This is a genomic window from Shinella sp. BE166 (assembly GCF_051201095.1).
Classification (GTDB): domain Bacteria; phylum Pseudomonadota; class Alphaproteobacteria; order Rhizobiales; family Rhizobiaceae; genus Shinella; species Shinella lacus.
Genome location: NZ_JBPEHL010000005.1, coordinates 180,839 through 200,203, shown reverse-complemented (window position 1 = coordinate 200,203; position 19,365 = coordinate 180,839). Strand labels below are relative to the sequence as shown.

Below are 19,365 nucleotides of genomic sequence, written 5' to 3'. Positions count from 1 at the left end.
TCGGCCCTTGATTTTTCGGGCTCAAAGCTCGATATCGGGCGCAAACCTTAAAATACAATTCGGAGTACGTCATGACCGACGAGAACAAGAAACACGGACCTGACGAAGCGGTAGAAGACAACGTCACCGCAGAAGCGTCCGCCCTGGAAGAGCTGACCATCGAGGCCGATGCCCCGGCGGAGCCAGATCCGGTGGACGCGCTGCGCACGGAAAATGCCGACCTCAGGGACCGGTATCTCCGCCTCGCCGCCGAGATGGACAACCTGCGCCGCCGCACCGAGCGCGACGTGAAGGATGCAAAATCCTATTCCGTCGCCGGTTTTGCGCGTGACATGCTGGCCGTGTCCGACAACCTGCGCCGCGCGCTGGACGCCATTCCGGCCGATGCGCTGGAAAGCGGCGATGCCGGCTTCAAGGCGTTGGTGGAAGGCGTCGAGATGACCGAGCGCTCCATGCTCGCAGCCCTCGAACGCCACGGCGTGCGCAAGCTCGAACCGGTCGGCGAGAAGTTCGATCCGAACTTCCACCAGGCGATGTTCGAGGTGCCGAACCCGGAGATTGCCAACAACACGGTCGTGCAGGTCGTGCAGGCCGGTTTCGTCATCGGCGAGCGCGTGCTGCGCCCCGCCATGGTCGGCGTCTCCAAGGGCGGCCCCAAGGCGCCCGCAGGCGAGACCAGTGCCGCCCAGGCCTGATCGTTCCCTTTCGCAAAAAGAAAAACCGGCGGTCGCAAAACCGCCGGTTTTTTTATGCGAATTGATGAAGATCGTTCAGGCGGCGTTCGACGCCTGTTCCTCGCTCAGGCACGCGTAGATGGCGCTCTCGCTGTCGGAGGCGCGCAGCTTCGCCACCATCGCCGGGTCGCGCAGCACGCGGGCGATGCGCGACAGCGCCTTCAGATGGTCCGCACCGGCACCTTCCGGGGCCAGAAGCAGGAAGACGAGGTCGACCGGCTGGTCGTCCAACGCCTCGAAGTCCACAGGGGTCTCGAGCCTCGCGAAGAGGCCGGTGATCTGCGAAAGCTCCTTCAGCTTGCCGTGCGGGATGGCGATGCCATTGCCCACGCCGGTGGAGCCCAGTCGCTCGCGCTGAAGAATGACGTCGAAGATCTCGCGCTCCGGAATCCCGGTGATCTTTGCCGCTTTTGTCGCCAGTTCCTGAAGCAGCTGCTTCTTGGAATTGGCCTTCATCGCCGGAATAATCGCACTTTGCTGCAGCAAACCTGCCAATGCCATGCTTTTGTCCTCGTGAGGCGGGTGAAGGGGTTGAAGAAACGTGGTGCCGTTTTCCGGCACCACGCTCCCGTCACTCAGCCTTTGATATTGGCTGCATCGATCCAGCCAATATTTCCGTCGTTGCGTCGGTAGACGATATTGAGCTGCTCCGATCCGGCGCTGCGGAAGAGAAGAACCGGTTCGTCGGTCATGTCGAGCGCCATGACGGCGCTTGCGACGGACATCGTCCTCAGTTTCTTCGTGCTTTCCGCGACGATGGTCGGCGCGTAGTCCTCGGGAAGTTCATCCTCTTCGTCGGGGACCGAATCCATCACCGTGTAGGCCACTTCTGCAAAGGCATCGTGACCATTGCCGTTGTGGTGTGCCTTGAGTTTGCGCTTGTAGCGGCGCAGGCGTTTCTCGATCCGTTCGGAAGCCGATTGGAAGGCCACCAGGGGATCGTTTGCTTCGCCATTCGCCTGCAAGGCCATTCCCGTATCAAGGTGGATCTTGCAGTCGGCGCTATACCGCGATCCCGCTTTCTCTACGGTGACCTGGCTCGAATATCCTCCGTCGAAATATTTGGTTACGGCCTCTCCGACCTGGTCTTCAATGCGTTGACGGAAAGTTTCGCCGATTTCCATATGTTTACCGGATACACGCACACTCATGGAGGTTTCCTCTCGTTCGTGATTTGCGCGCAACAGTCTATTCCAACCTTACCCACGTTCCAAGCGTTTCACGCAGGCGATGCAATTTGCCTCGCATACGGCAGAAAAGTGGGGATATATCTGGAATTCCGGCCTTCTTCTCTTCAGAATTGGGCCGCGCATTAGCCCGTTCCAGCTGCGAAGTCAATTGGCGGATTCAGGCATTCTTAACTTCTCATGTCCTGAAACGCCGGTTCTCCCGGCTTTGTTTCAGGAGGCGGCCGCTTTCGCATGCGCCCGTTTTTCGCGCCGGCGCTGCACGGAGGAGGGGATGTTCATCGCCTCGCGATATTTCGCGACCGTGCGGCGGGCGAGATCGACGCCGCCCTTGCGCAGCACGTCGACGATGTCGTCGTCCGACAGCACGGCATCCGGCTGCTCCTGGGCAATCATCGTGCGGATGCGGTGGCGCACGCTCTCGGCCGAATGCGAATCGCCGCCCTCGGCCGAGCCGATCGACACGGTGAAGAAATATTTGAGCTCGAACAGGCCGCGCGGCGTCAGCATGAACTTGTTCGAGGTGACGCGGCTCACCGTCGATTCGTGCATCTTGATCGCCTCGGCGATCGTCTTCAGGTTCAACGGCCGCAGGTGGTCGACGCCGTGCATCAGGAAGGCGTCCTGCTGGCGCACGATCTCGGTCGCCACCTTCATGATGGTGCGGGCGCGCTGGTCGAGGCTGCGCGTCAGCCAGTTGGCCGTCTGCAGGCATTCGTTGAGGAAACCCTGGTCCTCGCTGTCGCGGCTCGTGCGGCTGGAGACGGCGGCGTAGTATTCCCGGTTGACGAGCACGCGCGGCAGGGTGTCGGCATTGAGTTCGACATGCCAGGTGCCGTCAGGTGCTGCGCGCACGACGATATCCGGCACCACGGCCTCCGAAGCGCTCGTCTCGTAGCGCGTGCCGGGCTTCGGGTCGAGCTTGCGGATCTCCGCTAGCATGTCGAGCAGGTCTTCCTCGTTGACGCCGCACAGCTTCTTCAGCGTCGCGAAATCGCGCCGGGCGAGAAGTTCGAGATTGTCGATGAGCGTCGCCATGGCCGGATCGAAGCGGTCGCGGGCGCGCAGCTGGATGGCGAGGCATTCGCTGAGCGAGCGGGCGAAGACGCCGGGCGGATCGAGCTCCTGGAGCCTGTAGAGCACACGGTCGACCTCGGCCACTGGCTTGCCGAGCCTGAGCGCCGTCTCGGCGGTGCTGCCTTGCAGGTAGCCGGCTTCGTCGAGCTGGTCGACGAGATGCTGGGCGACCAGCCGGTCGATCGGATCGGCAAGCAGGAAGGGGATCTGCGCGCCAAGAACGTCGCGCAGCGTCTCGCGGCCCGCCACGAAGTCGTCGAGGTCATAACCTTCGCCGCCCTCGCTGCCGGGCATGGATTTCCACTGGCCGAGCAGTTCCGGCGCATCGGCCGCGCGCGGCCCGGCATCGTCGGGAAACATGTTGTCGAGGCCGGCGTCGCTCGTGTCGGATGCGCTTCCGGCACTCGCCGTCGCCGAATCGTAGAGGTCGGGCTGAAAGCCCTCCTCGCCGCCCACATCTTCGGCACGCGTTCGGTCCTCGTTGGGCAAGGAATAGGCATCGGCGCCGCGCTCGTCGTCGCGTGCGCCCTCGTCGCCGGAAACCACTTCGAGCAGCGGATTTTTCTCCAGCTCCTGCTCGATGAACTGGTTCAGCTCCAGATGCGTCATCTGCAACAGCTGGATCGACTGCATCAGCTGCGGTGTCATCACCAGCGACTGGCTTTGGCGCAGGAAAAGGCTGGCTGCGAGTGCCATGCGGACGCTCTACTCCCCGGGAAACCCGTCCAGGACGGGTGCAAATTCCAACTGGCCCAAAAATTGCTTTTTTGAGGAGTTTGGTCAAGCGCCAGCCGCGCTTTATGCGTCAGAGGCTGAAATTGTCGCCGAGATAGAGGCGGCGTACATCCGGATTGGCGACGATATCGTTCGCCCGGCCATGCGTGAGCACTTCGCCGGCATGGATGATATAGGCCCGGTCGATGAGGCCGAGCGTCTCGCGCACATTGTGGTCGGTGATGAGAACGCCGATGCCGCGCGAGGTGAGATGGCGCACCAGCGCCTGGATGTCGGCGACCGAGATGGGATCGACGCCGGCAAAGGGTTCGTCGAGCAGCATGAAGGTCGGGTCGGTGGCGAGCGCGCGGGCGATTTCCAGGCGGCGGCGTTCACCGCCGGACAGCGAGATGGCCGGCGCTTTTCTCAGATGCGAGATCGAGAATTCGGCAAGCAGGCTGTCGAGCTTCTTCTCGCGCTGCGCCTTGTCCTTGTCGTGCACTTCGAGCACCGCGCGGATGTTCTCCTCGACCGTTAGCCCGCGAAAGATCGAGGCTTCCTGCGGCAGGTAGCCGACGCCGAGCCGGGCGCGGCGATACATCGGCATGGTCGTGACGTCGTTGCCGTTGATCTCGATCGAGCCTTCATCGACCGGTACGAGGCCGGTGATCATGTAGAAACAGGTCGTCTTGCCCGCACCGTTCGGGCCGAGCAGGCCGACAGCCTCGCCGCGGCGCACGACGAGCGACACGCCGTTGACGACGCGCCGGTCGCGATAGGTCTTGGTCAACCCGCGGGCAATGAGGGTCCCTTCGTAGCGCGAAAGATCGGCGGTACGCTGGGGCTCCTGCGCAGCCTTCTTGGGACGGCGCGTCAGGCGGTTGAGCAAAGAGGAAGACACCTGGGAACGCTATCTCAATTCGTGGTCTTGCGCGACTTCGGGTCGAGCTGGATCATGACGCGGCCGCCGCAGGCATCGAGCTTGGCCTCGCCGGTGCGCATGGTGACGAGCAGCTGGCAGCCGACGAAGACGTTCTTGCCTTCCGACAGCACGACCTTCTCGCCCTTCAGCAGAAGCGTCTCGTTGACGAGATTGAACGTGCCGGTATCGGCGGTCGCTTCCTGCGTGCCGGACTTGAGATAGACCTTTTCCGAAACGTCGATCTTCTCGATATCCGCATCGCCGCTCGCCACGGAACCCTGTCCGCCGGCGGCGTAGTAGACGATCATCTTGCCCGCCTGAAGCGTCGTCGTGCCCTGCACGACCTTCACATTGCCGGAAAATTCGGCCTTGTTCTCCTGGTCGCGGATCTCAAGCTTGTCGCTCTGGATCTGGATCGGCTGGTCGTTCGATAGCTGCATGCCCTTCATGCGGCTCGACGTCTGCTGGGCGCCCGCGGGAACCGAGATCAGCGTGAGGCTTGTGGCAAGAACGAAGATGCTGGCGGCCCGGAGCGGGGCGGAGAGAGTGGCGAACATGGCGCTCTTACTTTTCTCGGTTGCGGATGGCGGCAGGATCGACGTCGACGACGACCTTGCCCTCGAAGACGACGATCCGGCCTTTATCCGTCATTCTCAGCGACTGCGCAACAATGGATGCTTCGCGCGAGCGGATGGAAACCGGCTCCTGCGTCGACATGTTGCCGCCGTCGATATCGAGATGGGCGGAGCGGAAGGCGGCTTCGAGGCCGGTGTTGAGGCTGATGGTGAAGGGGGCGATCATGTCGAGCAGGTTCTTGCCCCGATCGTAGACGCCGGTGGCGGCCACGACCTCGGCAATCGTGCTCTCGTTGACCGGCACCTTGGCCTTGATGTTTTCCAGTGTCAGCACGTCCGGCTGCTTCATGTCCTGCAGCGCCCGCTCGGCCTTCATCGAATAGCTGATGCCGTCATTGTTGCGCCCGGAGATTGCCGGATTGCGCATCACGATCTTGCCGTCTTCGATGGAGGCACTTTCGACCTGCAATTCGGTGGGCAGATAGGTGCGCACGATCGAGACGATCACGAAGACAACCGCAACGATGATGGCGGCGACCGGCAGCGCGACTTTCAGGAAGCGCACGCGCGCGGAATGCCGCGTCGCGAGGCGATAAGCCGCGGCGGATACGCCTGTGCCCTGTGCACCCATCGGTGCTTCTGCCACGGTGTCCAGCATTGTACCTGCTAAATATCTTGCCGATATGGCCTTCGCTGCGAAACGAGGGACCCTCGGATAACGGGCCCCATATGGCGATTATTCCTGAACAAACAATGTCTGCCCAAGAAAGTTCAGCGACGAATTGCCATTTGCTTCTGGAATGCCATATCGATAGGGCCTTCGGCAAGCCACCTGAAAGTCTAGGGGCGCCAGCATCGAGGACAGGGAATGGATCACTCCGCCATCGCCGACCGCCGGCAACTGCGCCGCAAGCTCACCTTCTGGCGGGTCGTCGCCGTCCTGATCGCGCTTGCCGTCATTCTTGCGGCTGCCGCTTGGCGCTGGCCGGGCAGCGGCGCACGCGACCATATCGCGCGGGTCAGCATTTCCGGCATCATCCAGGACGATGCCGAGCTGCTGGAGCGCCTCGACCGCATCGCCCGCAACGACCGGGCGAAAGCGCTCGTCGTGACGATCTCGTCGCCGGGCGGCACCACATACGGCGGCGAGGTCATCTTCAAAGCGCTGCGCAAGGTGGCGGAAAAGAAGCCGGTCGTCTCGGACGTGCGCACGCTCGCAGCCTCCGCCGGCTATATGATCGCGACCGCCGGCGACACGATCATAGCCGGCGAAAGTTCGATCACCGGCTCGATCGGCGTGCTCTTCCAGTATCCGCAGATGAAGGAGCTGATGGACAAGATCGGCGTCTCGCTCGAAGAGATCAAATCGGCGCCGCTGAAGGCCGAGCCCTCGCCGTTCCACCCGGCAAGCGAAGAGGCGAAGACGATGATCCGCGCGATGGTGATGGACAGCTACGACTGGTTCGTCGATCTCGTCGTCGAACGCCGCAAGCTGCCGCGCGACCAAGTGCTGCGCCTTGCCGACGGCAGCATCTTCACCGGCCGCCAGGCGCTGGCCGCCAAGCTCGTCGACAAGCTCGGCGGCCCGGAGGAGATTCGCGCCTATCTCGATGAGCGCAAGGTGCCCGCCGATCTGCCCTTCGTCGACTACGAGGCGGTGAAGCGCTCGGGGATTTCGTGGATCGGCAGCAGCGCGCGTGATTTTGCACGTTCCGTCTTCGGGCTGCCGCTCGATCTTCAACCGACGATCGAAAAGCTGACCGGCGAAAAGTTGTTTCTTGACGGTCTTGTTTCGGTTTGGCAGGTTGATCGTGATTGAAAAACAAGAATTTTTGAGGGGGACACAGTGATCAAGTCGGAATTGGTTCAGATTGTCGCCGCGCGCAATCCCCACCTCTACCACCGTGATGTCGAGAACATCGTCAACGCGGTGCTCGATGAGATCACCGATGCGCTGGCCGGCGGAAACCGGGTGGAGCTGCGCGGCTTCGGCGCCTTCTCCGTCAAGAACCGCCCCTCGCGTTCGGGGCGCAACCCGCGCACGGGCGACGCGGTTTTCGTCGAGGAGAAGTGGGTTCCCTTCTTCAAGACCGGCAAGGAGCTGCGCGAGCGTCTTAATCCCGGCCAGGCCGACCAGGACGATTAAAGCAAGTCCAGCAAAAGAGTGCCGCGATTTTGCCTCAGGAATTGCGGAAACACTCTAAAGCGCAGGCGCCTGATCGGCGCCGCGCGCCAAAGCAGGTGATGCCATGATCAAGAGAGTAGTCAACATCCTCGTCCTCATCCCGATCGCCATCGTGCTGATCGTGCTGTCGGTGGCGAACCGGCAAGCGGTGACGCTGGCGCTCAATCCGTTCCGGCCCGAGGACAGCGTGCTCTCCGTCACCGCGCCGTTCTTCGTCTACCTCTTCCTCGCGGTGATCCTGGGCCTGGTGATCGGCTCGTTCGCCACCTGGTTCACCCAGGGCAAATACCGCAAGCGCGCCCGCATCGAGGCGAGCGAAGCCGTGAAGTGGCACAGCGAGGCGGAAAAGCACAAGGCGATCGCCGCACAGGCCGTGGTGCCGGTTTCCGGGAAATAACTCTTAGGCTGCGGCGCCGTTCAGCTTCTCGCCGAGATCGGCGAAGAACTGCGTCGCAAGCTTCTTCGACGTCGAATCGATGAGCCGCGAGCCGAGCTGGGCGAGCTTGCCGCCGATCTGCGCCTTGACGTCATAAGCGAGGATCGTGCCGTCGCCGTCCTCGATGAGCCGCACATCCGCGCCGCCCTTGGCAAAACCCGCAATGCCGCCCTTGCCCTCGCCGGAGATCGTATAGCCCATCGGCGGGTTGAGGTTGGAAAGCGTCACTTCGCCGCTGAAGGTTGCCGAAACCGGGCCTATCTTGATCTTGACGGTCGCTTCCAGCTCGGTCGGCGATTTCATGGTGAGCGACTGACAGCCCGGAATGCAGGCCTTCAGGATCTCCGGATCGTTCAGTGCCGCCCAGACGGCGTCGCGCGGGGCCGCAATGCGTTCTTCGCCGGACATGTCCATGATCGATCCTCCCAGGAATAGCCTCAACTTATCGCAGATCGGAAAGCGCTTTGCCAAGTGGGGGAGGGATGGTATGGGGACCGCTCGTTTTCCGGCGCTGCCGGCAAGTTTTCAACCGACGACGGACGATCCATCGTGAAGGACAGACACCGCCGGCCGAAGATCGGCTCCGCCGCGCCCGCCAAGGCGCAGGCGCAAAGGGCTCCGGCCATGAAGGCCCCCGCCCCCAAGAAGGAGCCGCGACCGGCACCGGAAGCGCCCGCCCGCCCGCTGATGCGCCGCGAGGGCGAGAAGCCGGCCGAGCGCCTGCCCGTCATCCTGGAGACCGCAGGCTCCGACCAGTACCGCCTGATCGACAGCGGTGCCGGCGAGAAGCTCGAACAATACGGCCCCTACCGCATCGTGCGGCCGGAAGCGCAGGCGCTCTGGCAGCGCAGCCTGCCCGACAGCGCCTGGGACAAGGCCGACGCCCTCTTCACCGGCGATACGGAAGAGGACGGCATGGGGCGCTGGAGGTTTCCCAAGGCAGCGCTCGGCGAGACCTGGCCGATGAAGCTGCTCGACGTCGATTTTCACGGCCGCTTCACCGCCTTCCGCCATGTCGGCGTCTTTCCGGAACAGCTCGCCCACTGGAGCTGGATGAGGGACAAGGTCGAGACGGCCGGTCGGCCGGTCAAGGTACTGAACCTCTTCGGTTATACCGGTGTCGCCTCGCTGGTCGCCGCCGCGGCCGGCGCGGAAGTAACCCATGTCGATGCGTCCAAGAAGGCGATCGGCTGGGGGCGGGAAAACCAGGCACTCGGGCGCATGGAAAAGCTTCCGATCCGTTGGATCTGCGAAGACGCGATGAAGTTCATCCAGCGCGAGGAGCGCCGCGGCAGCAAATACGACATCATCCTGACGGACCCGCCGAAATTCGGCCGCGGCCCGAATGGCGAGGTCTGGCATCTCTTCGACCACCTGCCGCTAATGCTCGATGTCTGCCGCGAAATTCTGTCGCCCAAGGCGATCGGCCTCGTCCTGACCGCCTATTCGATCCGAGCGAGTTTCTATTCCATCCACGAGCTGATGCGCGAGACGATGCGCGGCGCCGGCGGCACGGTGGAATCCGGCGAACTCGTTATCCGTGAGAGCGGCATCGACGGCAAGAATACCGGCCGCGCGCTCTCCACCTCCCTTTTCAGCCGATGGATCAGCGCATGAGCCACGAACAGCACGGAACGCGCCGCGTCGGGCAGGTGAAGGAGGTCACGAGCCTCGCAAACCCGATCATCAAGGACATCAAGGCGCTCGCCAACAAGAAGGACCGCGACGAGACGAAGAGCTTCATGGCGGAAGGCCTGAAGCTCGTCATCGACGCGCTGGAACTCGGCTTCGAGATCAAGATGCTGGTCTATGCCAAGAACGTCAAGGACAAGCCGCAGGTCGTGCAATGCGCGACGAAGACCGTGGCGCGCGGCGGGTTGGTGCTGGAAGTCAGCGAAAAGGTGCTCTCCTCGATCACCCGGCGCGACAATCCGCAGATGGTCGTCGGCATCTTTGCCCAGCGCTGGACGAGCCTTCGCGACCTGAAGCCCCAGACCGGCGAAACCTATGTCGCGCTCGACCGCGTGCGCGACCCCGGCAATCTCGGCACGATCATCCGCACCGCGGATGCGGCCGGCGCCAGCGGCGTCATCCTCGTCGGCGAGAGCACCGATCCCTTCTCGATGGAAACCGTGCGCGCCACCATGGGCTCGGTCTTCGCCGTGCCGCTGGTGAAAGCGAGCCCCTCCGATTTCCTCGCCTGGAAGAAGACGGCCGGCGTTCAGGTCGTCGCGACCCATCTCGCCGGTGCTGTCGACTACCGCACCATCGATTACAAGAAGAAGCCTGTCGTGCTCCTCATGGGCAACGAGCAATCCGGCCTGCCGGAAGAGCTTGCCCGCGAGGCCGATGCGCTCGCCCGCATCCCGCAGGCCGGCCGTGCCGATTCGCTCAATCTCGCGATCGCCACCGGCATTATGCTCTTCGAGGCGCGCCGCCATCTGCTGACGCTGGATGCGCGCGCATGAACGAAGAACGCATTCCGCTGATGTCCCGGCCGGTGCCGGTGATCGTCGTCATCGTGCTGGCGCTTCTGCTTGACCAGGCGGTGAAATTCGCCGTCGAGGCCTGGCTGCCCTTCCAGGAGGCGGTGCATGTCGTGCCGATGCTGGCGCTCTACCGCACCTACAATTACGGCGTCGCCTTCTCCATGCTGTCGGGCATGGAGGGCTGGTTCATCGTCACGCTCCGGCTCTTCGTCGTCGGCTTCGTCGTCTGGCTCTGGCGCCAGACGCCCAAGGCGCGCGGCTTCGCCCATGCCGGCTACGCCTTCATCATCGCCGGCGCCTTCGGCAATCTCATAGACCGGGCGCTGTTCGGCTACGTGATCGACTATGTCCTGTTCTACACGGAGACCTGGTCCTTCGCGGTGTTCAACCTCGCCGACAGTTTCATCACCATCGGCGCCGCCCTGGTCATCCTCGACGAGCTCCTGCTGCTGCGCCGCGCGAAACGTTAAAATTCGAACGACTTGCTGAAGCCGATTTGAACGGTCCATGTGGTAAGCGGTTCCTCATGAGCGAACCCGTCAAGCTACAAGATCGGCTCAAGGCCGAATTTGCCGATGCACCGCGCCGGTCCGCCGACGTCCGTTCCGAGCAGGACGCGGCGCAGGATCTTCTTCGCCAGGAGGCCCCCGCACAGCGCGCCGAGCCGGAAAACCACGCGACGATCCGCAGCGTGATCGGGGGCGTCGGCCTGCTTCTGGGCGCGCTGGTGCTGGCAACCGGCATGACGGCCGGCTTCTACATCGCCGCCGTCGGCCTCGGCCTTGCGGGCCTTGCCGGTGCCGCTTTCCTCCTCTGGACGCGCCATCCGGCTCCCGGCATCGAGGCCGATCGCGACCGCAGCTGGGAGCGCAGCGAAACCTCCGAAATCCTCTCCGCCATCCATGACGTGCTCGGCGACATCGTCGTCATGCGCTCGCTCGACGGCCGCATCCTGCGCGCCAATGCCGTGCTCGGCGAGTTGACCGGAGTCGCCGATGTCGAAGGCCGGACCTGCGAGGCGATCGGCCTCACCTTCCGCTCGCAGGCGATGGCGCATCGCTACGATGTCGACGTGGAACGCCCGGCGGGTAAGCGCATCTATTCCTGGCACGACGTCACCGTGCGCGATCCCGCTTCCGGCGAGCTCGTGGTGCATTCCATCGCCCGCGACGTGACGGAAGAACGTCGCGCCGAAGGCGAGCGCGAGCGTGCCCGCCAGCGTGCCGAGGAGGCGAGCGCCGCGAAGTCCCGCCTGCTCGCCACCGTCAGCCACGAGATCCGTACCCCGCTCTCCGGCATTCTCGGCATGTCGCACCTGATCGGCCAGACGCGGCTGACGGCCGAGCAGAAGAACTATCTTTCCGGCATGCGCCAGTCCGGCCATGCGCTGGTGCAGCTCGTCGACGACCTGCTCGATTTCTCGACCATAGAGGCCGGCCGATTCCAGCTGCGCCCGTCGGAGGAGCCGGTGCGGCCGATGCTGGAAAGCGTCGTCGAAATGCTCTCGCCGCGCGCCCATGAAAAGGGCATCGAGATCGGCTCCTTCGTCTCGCCGGAGGTGCCTGGCCTGATGCTCTACGACGCGCCGCGCCTGCGCCAGGTGCTCTATAATGTCGTCGGCAATGCCGTGAAATTCACCCATACGGGCGGCGTCTCGCTCGAAACCACGATGGACCGTGGCGTCATCGTCATCCGCGTCACCGATAGCGGCCCCGGCATGAATGCCGAAGAACAAGCGCGCATCTTCCAGGAATTCGAACAGACGGGCAGCGCCGCGCAGCGCAGCGGCGGAACCGGCCTCGGCCTTGCCATCTCGGCGCGCATCCTGAACGAGGCCGGCGGCGGGCTGACGCTCGAAAGCACGCAGGGCAAGGGTAGCACCTTCACCATCCGCATGCCGGCCGATCCGCGCAAGACGGCGGGCAATGGCGGCTCGCGCAAGGGTGTGCTGAAGGGCAGCCTGGTCTTCCTGCTGGCGCCGGCCGGCCCGGCCGCCAAGGCGCTGGTGCGCACCATCGATGCCCTGGGCGGCGCCTGCCATCTCGCCACCTCCGTCGACGAGGCGCTCGATCTCGCGCAGGGGCTCGCCGGCCGCAGGGCCGAGCTCACCGACATCATCGTCGACAATCGCCTTGCCGGCATCTTCCGCCGCGAACTCGCCGATCTCGGCTATTTCCGTGACAGCCGCGCGCGCCGCATCTATCTCGTCAATCCGGAAGAGCGCAGCGGCAGGGCGATCGGCAATGGCGAAGGGTATGATTCCTGGCTCATCCGGCCGCTGCGCGAGCGTTCGCTGGTCGAGGTGCTGCGCGGCCGCATGAAGGGCATCGAGGTGCGCGACGCGATCAACGACAACCGCCCGATCCTGAAGGAACCGCCGCAGCCGGCGCCCGAGGCGACACCCGCCGCCGCGACGGGTGCGCGCATCCTGCTCGCCGAAGACGACCCGGTGAACGCCATGCTGGTGCGTTCCGTGCTGGAGCGCGCGGGCCACACCGTGCGCCATGTGCACGACTATCCGAGCCTCGTTTCCGCGCTTGCCGGCGCCACGGATGCCGGACCCTTCGCGGCCGATCTTCTCGTCACCGACCTCGGCATGCCCGGCGGTGACGGCAGGGAAATGATCGCGCGAATCGTCCAGCGCGACTACGGCAATGCCCGTCTGCCGGTCGTCGTACTGACGGCCGACAGCCGCGCCGGCCTGCGCGAGGAGCTGCTTTCGGTCGGCGCCGACGCCGTTCTGGCGAAACCCGCCGATCCCGTTGTTCTGATTGCGGAAATCGCCCGGCTCGCGCATCGCGCTGCTATATGACGTCACCTTGCCGCGGCCGGGGTATCTGTTCAAGCGGGCCTTGCGTCATTATCCTGTTGCAGAATCGTGGTTAAAACCCAGAAGTTTCGCCAACGGATACACTGCCATGACGCTCGACCTCGCCCAGACCATCACTCCGGCAGAGATCCCGCAGAAGACCGTTACAGTCGCGGGACGGTCGGGAACGGACGTGCTCGGCCGCATCGGCAATCTCGAGACGCGCATCGCCCGCTCGGTCACCGAAATCGACGCGGCGCAGGCCGTGCGCTACCGGGTCTTCGCGGAAGAGATGAACGCAAAGCTCTCGCCGGATGCGGTGCGCCGCAAGCGCGACATCGATGCCTGGGACATGGTCTGCGACCACCTTCTCGTGCTTGACACCTCGATCGAGGGCGACGCGGAAGAGCAGATCGTCGGCACCTACCGCCTGCTGCGCCAGGATGTGGCGGCCGTTTCGGGCGGCTTCTATTCCCAGTCGGAATTCGACGTCGATTCGCTGATCGCGCGTCACCCCGGAAAACGCTTCATGGAGCTCGGCCGCTCCTGCGTGCTGCCCGCCTACCGCACCAAGCGCACGGTGGAGCTGCTTTGGCAGGGCAACTGGGCCTATTCGCTGAGGCACCGCATCGACGTGATGTTCGGCTGCGCCTCGTTCCACGGCACGGTGCCGGAGGAACATGCGCTGGCGCTCTCCTTCCTGCATCACAATGTGCTGGCGAAGGAAGAGTGGAGCGTGTTCGCCCGGCCGGAACTGTTCCGCACCATGGACCTGATGCCGTCGGAAGGCATCGATGCGCGCCGTGCGCTCTCTGCCATGCCGCCGCTGGTCAAGGGCTATCTGCGCCTTGGCGCGACGGTCGGTGAGGGTGCCGTCGTCGACCACGGCTTCAACACGACGGATGTGCTGATCGTGCTGCCGATCGGCAAGATTTCCGGCCGCTACCTCAATTATTACGGTGCGGATGCCGGACGTTTCGCCAGCTAAGCAATCCGGGAAGCTCAAACCTATTTCGATGAAGATCAGTATAGTCTGATTTTGCCGCCCGTTCCCGACCTCCGGGACGGGCGGCTTTTTCACGTTCCAGTCAGACGCCGGAATTGTAGGCGGCAAGGGCCGCCATGTTGACGATGTCGGAATCCTTCGCGCCCATCGAGACGATCTGCACCGACTTGTCGAGGCCGACGAGCAGCGGGCCGATGACCATGGCGCCGCCGAGTTCCTGCAGCATCTTGGTGGAGATCGCCGCCGAGTGGAACGCCGGCATGACGAGCACGTTGCCGGGGCCGGAAAGGCGGCAGAACGGATATTGCTCCATGATGCGCGGGTTGAGCGCCACATCGGCGGCCATCTCGCCGTCATATTCGAAATCGACGCGGCGGCGATCGAGGATCTTGACCGCTTCGCGCACCCGCTCGGAGCGTTCGCCCGAGGGATGGCCGAAGGTCGAATAGGCGAGCATGGCGACACGCGGCTCGTAGCCGAGGCGGCGCGCGAGGCCGGCGGCTTCTTCCGCGATATCCGCCAGCTCCTCCGAGGAGGGCATGTCGTGCACGGCGGTATCGGCGACCAACACGGCGCGGCCGCGGCAGAGCGCGAGCGACGCGCCGATGACCCGGTGACCGGGCTTGGCGTCGATGCAGCGGCGCACGTCTTCCAGCGCGGTGGAATAGTTGCGGGTGAGACCCGTCACCATGCCGTCCGCATCGCCGAGCGCCACCATGCAGGCCGCGAAGTGGTTGCGGTCGTTGTGGATCAGGCGCTGGGCATCACGGAAGAGGAAACCCTTCCGCTGAAGCCGGGCATAGAGATAGTCGATATAGACATTGTTGCGCTTCGAGATGCGGGCATTCAGCACCTCGATGCCTGCCCGGTCGATATCGATGCCGGCCCGTTCCGCCGTTTCGCGGATGGTCTCCTCGCGGCCGAGCAGGATGGCGGTGCCGAGCTGCTGGTTGGCATAGGAAACGGCGGCGCGCATCATCTGCTCTTCTTCGCCCTCGGCGAAGACGACGCGCTTCGGCTGGCGGCGCACCCGGGCATAGATCTGCTGGAGCGTCGAGGCGATCGGGTCGCGGCGGGCGCGAAGATCGCGGGCATAGGCGTCGAGATCCGGGATCTGCTTGCGCGCGACGCCCGTCTCCATCGCCGCCTTGGCGACGGCGACCGGGATCGCCGAGATCAGCCGCGGATCGAACGGCACGGGGATGATGTACTGCGCGCCAAAGCGCGGGCGCACGCCCTGATAGGCGGCCGCCACGTCGTCCGGCACATCTTCCTTGGCAAGGTGGGCGAGGGCTTCGGCCGCCGCGATCTTCATCGCGTCGTTGATCGTCGAGGCCCGCACGTCGAGCGCACCGCGGAAGATATAGGGGAAGCCGAGCACGTTGTTGACCTGGTTCGGATAGTCCGAACGGCCGGTCGCGACGATCGCGTCGTCACGGATGCGGGCGACCTCTTCCGGGGTGATTTCCGGGTCGGGATTGGCCATGGCGAAGATGATCGGCCGCGGCGCCATCGAGCGGATCATCTCTTCCGACAGCGCACCCTTGGCCGAAAGGCCGAACACCACGTCGGCGCCGTCCATCGCCTCCGTCAGCGTGCGGCGGTCAGTCTTGACGGCGTGGGCCGATTTCCACTGGTTCATGCCCTCTTCGCGGCCCTGGTAGATGACGCCCTTGGTATCGCAGAGGATGACGTTTTCCGGCGAAAAGCCCATCGACTTGATGAGCTCGATGCAGGCGATGGCGGCAGCGCCGGCACCGTTGCAGACGAGCTTGGTCGTCTTGAAGTCGCGGCCGGTCAGCGCCAGCGCGTTGATCAGGCCGGCGGCGGCGATGATGGCGGTGCCGTGCTGGTCGTCGTGGAAGACGGGGATGTCCATCAGCTCGCGCAGGCGCTGCTCGATGATGAAACAGTCGGGCGCCTTGATGTCCTCGAGGTTGATGCCGCCGAAGGAGGGGCCGAGGTAGCGCACGCAATTGATGAATTCGTCGACATTTTCCGTGTCGACTTCGAGGTCGATCGAATCGACGTCGGCGAAGCGCTTGAAGAGGACGGACTTGCCTTCCATCACCGGCTTCGAAGCCAGTGCGCCCAGATTGCCGAGGCCGAGGATGGCGGTGCCGTTCGAGATGACGGCGACCATGTTGCCGCGCGTTGTGTAGTCATAGGCGGTCGACGGATCGGCGGCGATGGCCTTTACCGGCACCGCGACGCCGGGCGAATAGGCGAGCGAAAGGTCGCGTTGCGTCGCCATCGGCTTGGTCGGCGTGATTTCCAGCTTGCCCGGACGTCCGGACGAGTGGAAATCCAGTGCCTCCTGGTCCGTGACACTTGCCCTCTGGCGATCGGTTTTGTCGGTACCCGGCATGCTCCCCCCTTACACTCCTGTGGGCGATAGACCCATAGCTGCTCACAGCTGTTGTTTTCTATATCGCTGCATGGCTAGGGTGACACCTCTTTTTTAGGAAGAACAGACTCTCCGTGAACGATCAGATCGCGCGCCAGAACGATATCCTGTCGACGGCCGACCTTGCCACCGACCAAAGCCGCGCATCGGCCACGCCGATGATGGAGCAGTATATCGAAATCAAGGCGGCCAACCCGGACAGCATGCTGTTCTATCGCATGGGCGATTTCTACGAGCTGTTCTTCCAGGACGCCGTGGAGGCATCCCGCGCGCTCGGCATCACGCTCACAAGGCGCGGCCAGCATATGGGGCTCGACATTCCCATGTGCGGGGTGCCCGTCCACGCCGCCGACGACTACCTGCAACGGCTGATTTCGCTCGGCTTCCGCGTCGCGGTCTGCGAACAGGTCGAGGACCCGGCGGAGGCGAAGAAGCGCGGCTCGAAATCCGTCGTGCGGCGCGATGTCGTGCGGCTGGTGACGCCCGGCACGCTGACGGAAGAAAAGCTGCTCTCGCCGTCGGACGCCAATTACCTGATGGCCGTCGCCCGCATTCGCGGCGGGGCGGAACCCGCCATGGCGCTCGCCTGGATCGACATTTCGACCGGCATTTTCCGTCTGTCGGAGACCGCGCAGAGCCAGCTCCTCGCCGATATCCTGCGCATCGACCCGCGTGAGCTGATCGTGCCGGACACGCTCTTCCACGATCCGGAATTCCGGCCTGTATTGGATGTCGTCGGCCGCGTGGCGGTGCCGCAGCCGGCGGTGCTATTCGACAGTGCGACCGCGGAAGGCCGCATCGCCCGCTATTTCGGCGTTTCGACGCTGGATGGTTTCGGCACCTTTTCGCGCGCCGAGCTGGCCGCGGCGTCCGCCGCCGTCGCCTATGTGGAAAAGACGCAGATCGCAGAACGCCCGCCGCTCGGCCGGCCGGAGCGGGAAAGCTCGGCCTCCACCCTCTTCATCGACCCTGCCACGCGCGCCAATCTCGAACTGGTGCGCACGCTCTCCGGCGAGCGCAGCGGCACCCTTTTGAAGGCCATCGACCGCACGGTGACGAGCGGCGGCGCGCGCCTGCTTGCCGAACGGCTGATGTCGCCGCTGACCGATCCGGACACGATCAACGCCCGGCTCGATTCGATTGCGACCCTTGCCGACCGCCCGTCCTTTTGCGAGGACCTGCGTTCCACGCTGAAGCGGCTTCCCGACATGCCGCGCGCACTGTCCCGTATTGCGCTCGGCCGCGGCGGCCCGCGCGATCTCGGTGCGATCCTGCAAGGCCTGTCCACCTCCGCCGAAATCGCGCGGACGATGGCAGCCGAGGCGCTTGACGGTGAACTGGCCACCGCCCGCACGGCCGTGGCCGACCTGCCGCTCGATCTTTCGCACCGCCTCGCGGTGATGCTTGCCGACGAGTTGCCGCTCCTGAAGCGCGACGGCGGCTTCATCCGCGAGGGGGCGAATGCCGAACTCGACGAGATGCGGGCGCTGCGCGACCAGTCGCGGCGCGTCATTGCCGGGCTCCAGCTGCAATATACCGAGGAGACGGGCGTCAAGTCGCTGAAGATCAAGCACAACAATGTGCTCGGCTATTTCATCGAGGTTTCCGCCGGCAATGCTTCCGCGCTCACCGATGGCGACGAGGCGAAGGCGCGTTTCATCCACCGCCAGACCATGGCCGGCGCCATGCGCTTCACGACGACCGTGCTCTCCGAACTGGAAACCAAGATCGCCAACGCCGCCGACCGGGCGCTCGCCATCGAGCTTGCCGCCTTCGACGGCCTTGTCGAGGCGGTCGTGGCGGAGGCGGAGCCCATCAAGGCGGCGGCGCGGGCGCTCGCGGTCGTGGATGTGTCGGTGGGGCTTGCGGCGCTTGCCGAAGAGCAGGCCTATTGCCGGCCGATCGTCGACCGCTCCACCATGTTTGCCATCGTCGGCGGGCGCCATCCGGTCGTCGAGCAGGCGCTGCGCCGCCAGCAGGCCGCCGCCTTCGTCGCCAATTCCTGCGATCTCTCGCCGGCGGACGGCAAAGGCCATGGCGCGATCTGGCTGCTCACCGGCCCGAACATGGGCGGTAAGTCGACCTTCCTGCGCCAGAACGCCCTCATCGCCATTCTCGCGCAGATGGGCGCCTATGTGCCCGCCGAAAGCGCGCATATCGGCATCGTCGATCGCCTGTTCTCCCGCGTCGGTGCATCGGACGATCTCGCCCGCGGCCGCTCGACCTTCATGGTGGAGATGGTCGAGACGGCGGCGATCCTCAACCAGGCGACCGATCGTTCGCTCGTCATCCTCGACGAAATCGGCCGCGGAACCGCGACCTTCGACGGCCTCTCCATCGCCTGGGCCGCCGTGGAACACCTGCACGAGGCGAACCGCTGCCGCGGGCTTTTCGCCACGCATTTCCATGAATTGACCGTGCTTTCGGAGAAGCTTGGCCGCCTTTCCAACGCCACAATGCGCGTCAAGGAGTGGGACGGCGACGTGATCTTCCTGCATGAAGTCGGCCCCGGTGCCGCGGATCGCTCCTACGGCATCCAGGTGGCGCGGCTTGCCGGCCTGCCGGCCTCGGTGGTGGCGCGTGCAAAAGACGTGCTCGCCAAGCTGGAAGATGCGGACCGCAAGAATCCGGCAAGCCAGCTGATAGATGATCTGCCGCTCTTCCAGGTCGCGGTGCGTCGCGAGGAGGTTCAGCGCAGCTCCGCCCCGTCCAAGGTCGAGGGGCTTGTGAAGGACCTCAACCCGGACGATATGACACCGCGCGAGGCGCTCGATGCGCTCTACGCGCTGAAGAAAGAACTTGGCAATCGCTAGCGTGTAGGATG

18 protein-coding genes are annotated in these 19,365 nt (G+C 64.4%); 10 read left to right on the top strand and 8 right to left on the bottom strand.

The features are described 5' to 3' along the window. The first annotated feature begins 71 nt into the window (after positions 1-71). A complete protein-coding gene (grpE, locus tag J2Y63_RS14985; RefSeq protein ID WP_435266729.1) occupies positions 72-695 on the top strand; it encodes a nucleotide exchange factor GrpE in 624 nt (207 codons plus the stop codon). Between the two features lie 75 nt (positions 696-770). Here grpE and ptsN read toward each other — a convergent pair whose 3' ends face one another. The 6 genes from ptsN to lptC all read right to left on the bottom strand — a co-directional run bounded on the left by ptsN (position 771) and on the right by lptC (position 5,867). Beyond that, positions 771-1,235 (bottom strand): PTS IIA-like nitrogen regulatory protein PtsN, encoded by a 465-nt coding sequence (gene ptsN / locus J2Y63_RS14980; RefSeq protein ID WP_256118098.1) that lies wholly within the window; start codon positions 1,233-1,235, stop codon positions 771-773. Positions 1,236-1,309: 74 nt separating this feature from the next. After that, entirely contained in the window at positions 1,310-1,885 is a 576-nt protein-coding gene (hpf, locus tag J2Y63_RS14975; protein ID WP_069060208.1) for a ribosome hibernation-promoting factor, HPF/YfiA family, read from the bottom strand. A gap of 249 nt (positions 1,886-2,134) precedes the next feature. Continuing rightward, on the bottom strand, positions 2,135-3,694 hold the full coding sequence (gene rpoN, locus J2Y63_RS14970; RefSeq protein ID WP_256118096.1) for an RNA polymerase factor sigma-54: 1,560 nt from the start codon (positions 3,692-3,694) through the stop codon (positions 2,135-2,137). 109 nt (positions 3,695-3,803) lie between these two features. Further along, positions 3,804-4,601, bottom strand: coding sequence for an LPS export ABC transporter ATP-binding protein (lptB, locus tag J2Y63_RS14965; RefSeq protein ID WP_435266943.1), 798 nt, complete (start codon positions 4,599-4,601; stop codon positions 3,804-3,806). A 26-nt stretch (positions 4,602-4,627) separates the two neighbouring features. Continuing rightward, positions 4,628-5,191 (bottom strand): LptA/OstA family protein, encoded by a 564-nt coding sequence (locus J2Y63_RS14960; protein WP_435266728.1) that lies wholly within the window; start codon positions 5,189-5,191, stop codon positions 4,628-4,630. 7 nt (positions 5,192-5,198) lie between these two features. Further along, on the bottom strand, positions 5,199-5,867 hold the full coding sequence (gene lptC, locus J2Y63_RS14955; protein WP_256118094.1) for an LPS export ABC transporter periplasmic protein LptC: 669 nt from the start codon (positions 5,865-5,867) through the stop codon (positions 5,199-5,201). Positions 5,868-6,077: 210 nt separating this feature from the next. On the opposite strand from lptC, the gene sppA reads away from it, so the two are divergent. The 3 genes from sppA to J2Y63_RS14940 all read left to right on the top strand — a co-directional run bounded on the left by sppA (position 6,078) and on the right by J2Y63_RS14940 (position 7,791). Next, on the top strand, positions 6,078-7,028 hold the full coding sequence (sppA, locus tag J2Y63_RS14950) for a signal peptide peptidase SppA (protein WP_435266727.1): 951 nt from the start codon (positions 6,078-6,080) through the stop codon (positions 7,026-7,028). Between the two features lie 9 nt (positions 7,029-7,037). Next, entirely contained in the window at positions 7,038-7,355 is a 318-nt protein-coding gene (locus tag J2Y63_RS14945; RefSeq protein WP_160858077.1) for an integration host factor subunit beta, read from the top strand. 103 nt (positions 7,356-7,458) lie between these two features. Beyond that, complete coding sequence (locus tag J2Y63_RS14940) at positions 7,459-7,791, top strand: DUF1049 domain-containing protein (protein ID WP_256118092.1); 333 nt, start codon at positions 7,459-7,461, stop codon at positions 7,789-7,791. A gap of 3 nt (positions 7,792-7,794) precedes the next feature. Here J2Y63_RS14940 and J2Y63_RS14935 read toward each other — a convergent pair whose 3' ends face one another. Further along, entirely contained in the window at positions 7,795-8,244 is a 450-nt protein-coding gene (locus J2Y63_RS14935; protein WP_256118090.1) for an SRPBCC family protein, read from the bottom strand. Between the two features lie 57 nt (positions 8,245-8,301). Between J2Y63_RS14935 and J2Y63_RS14930 the strand changes: the two genes are divergently transcribed. The 5 genes from J2Y63_RS14930 (at position 8,302) to J2Y63_RS14910 (ending at position 14,116) form a co-directional block, all read left to right on the top strand. Next, a complete protein-coding gene (locus J2Y63_RS14930; RefSeq protein ID WP_435266726.1) occupies positions 8,302-9,447 on the top strand; it encodes a class I SAM-dependent methyltransferase in 1,146 nt (381 codons plus the stop codon). Next, entirely contained in the window at positions 9,444-10,298 is an 855-nt protein-coding gene (locus J2Y63_RS14925) for a TrmH family RNA methyltransferase (RefSeq protein ID WP_435266725.1), read from the top strand. Before J2Y63_RS14930 ends, J2Y63_RS14925 begins: the two co-directional genes overlap by 4 nt. After that, positions 10,295-10,789 carry a signal peptidase II gene (lspA, locus tag J2Y63_RS14920; RefSeq protein ID WP_256118087.1) on the top strand — a complete coding sequence of 165 codons (495 nt, stop codon included), beginning with the start codon at positions 10,295-10,297 and terminating at the stop codon, positions 10,787-10,789. The genes J2Y63_RS14925 and lspA overlap by 4 nt, the downstream gene beginning before the upstream one ends. Positions 10,790-10,845: 56 nt before the next feature. Beyond that, complete coding sequence (locus J2Y63_RS14915; RefSeq protein ID WP_435266724.1) at positions 10,846-13,131, top strand: ATP-binding protein; 2,286 nt, start codon at positions 10,846-10,848, stop codon at positions 13,129-13,131. Positions 13,132-13,237: 106 nt separating this feature from the next. Further along, positions 13,238-14,116 carry a GNAT family N-acetyltransferase gene (locus J2Y63_RS14910; protein ID WP_435266723.1) on the top strand — a complete coding sequence of 293 codons (879 nt, stop codon included), beginning with the start codon at positions 13,238-13,240 and terminating at the stop codon, positions 14,114-14,116. Between the two features lie 100 nt (positions 14,117-14,216). Here the strand turns inward: J2Y63_RS14910 and J2Y63_RS14905 are convergent, their stop codons facing one another. Then, positions 14,217-16,502: an NADP-dependent malic enzyme gene (locus J2Y63_RS14905; RefSeq protein ID WP_256118083.1), complete on the bottom strand. Its 2,286-nt coding sequence runs from the start codon at positions 16,500-16,502 to the stop codon at positions 14,217-14,219. Positions 16,503-16,615: 113 nt separating this feature from the next. Between J2Y63_RS14905 and mutS the strand changes: the two genes are divergently transcribed. Next, positions 16,616-19,354, top strand: a complete 2,739-nt coding sequence (mutS, locus tag J2Y63_RS14900) for a DNA mismatch repair protein MutS (protein WP_435266722.1) — start codon at positions 16,616-16,618, stop codon at positions 19,352-19,354. Positions 19,355-19,365: the final 11 nt, after the last annotated feature.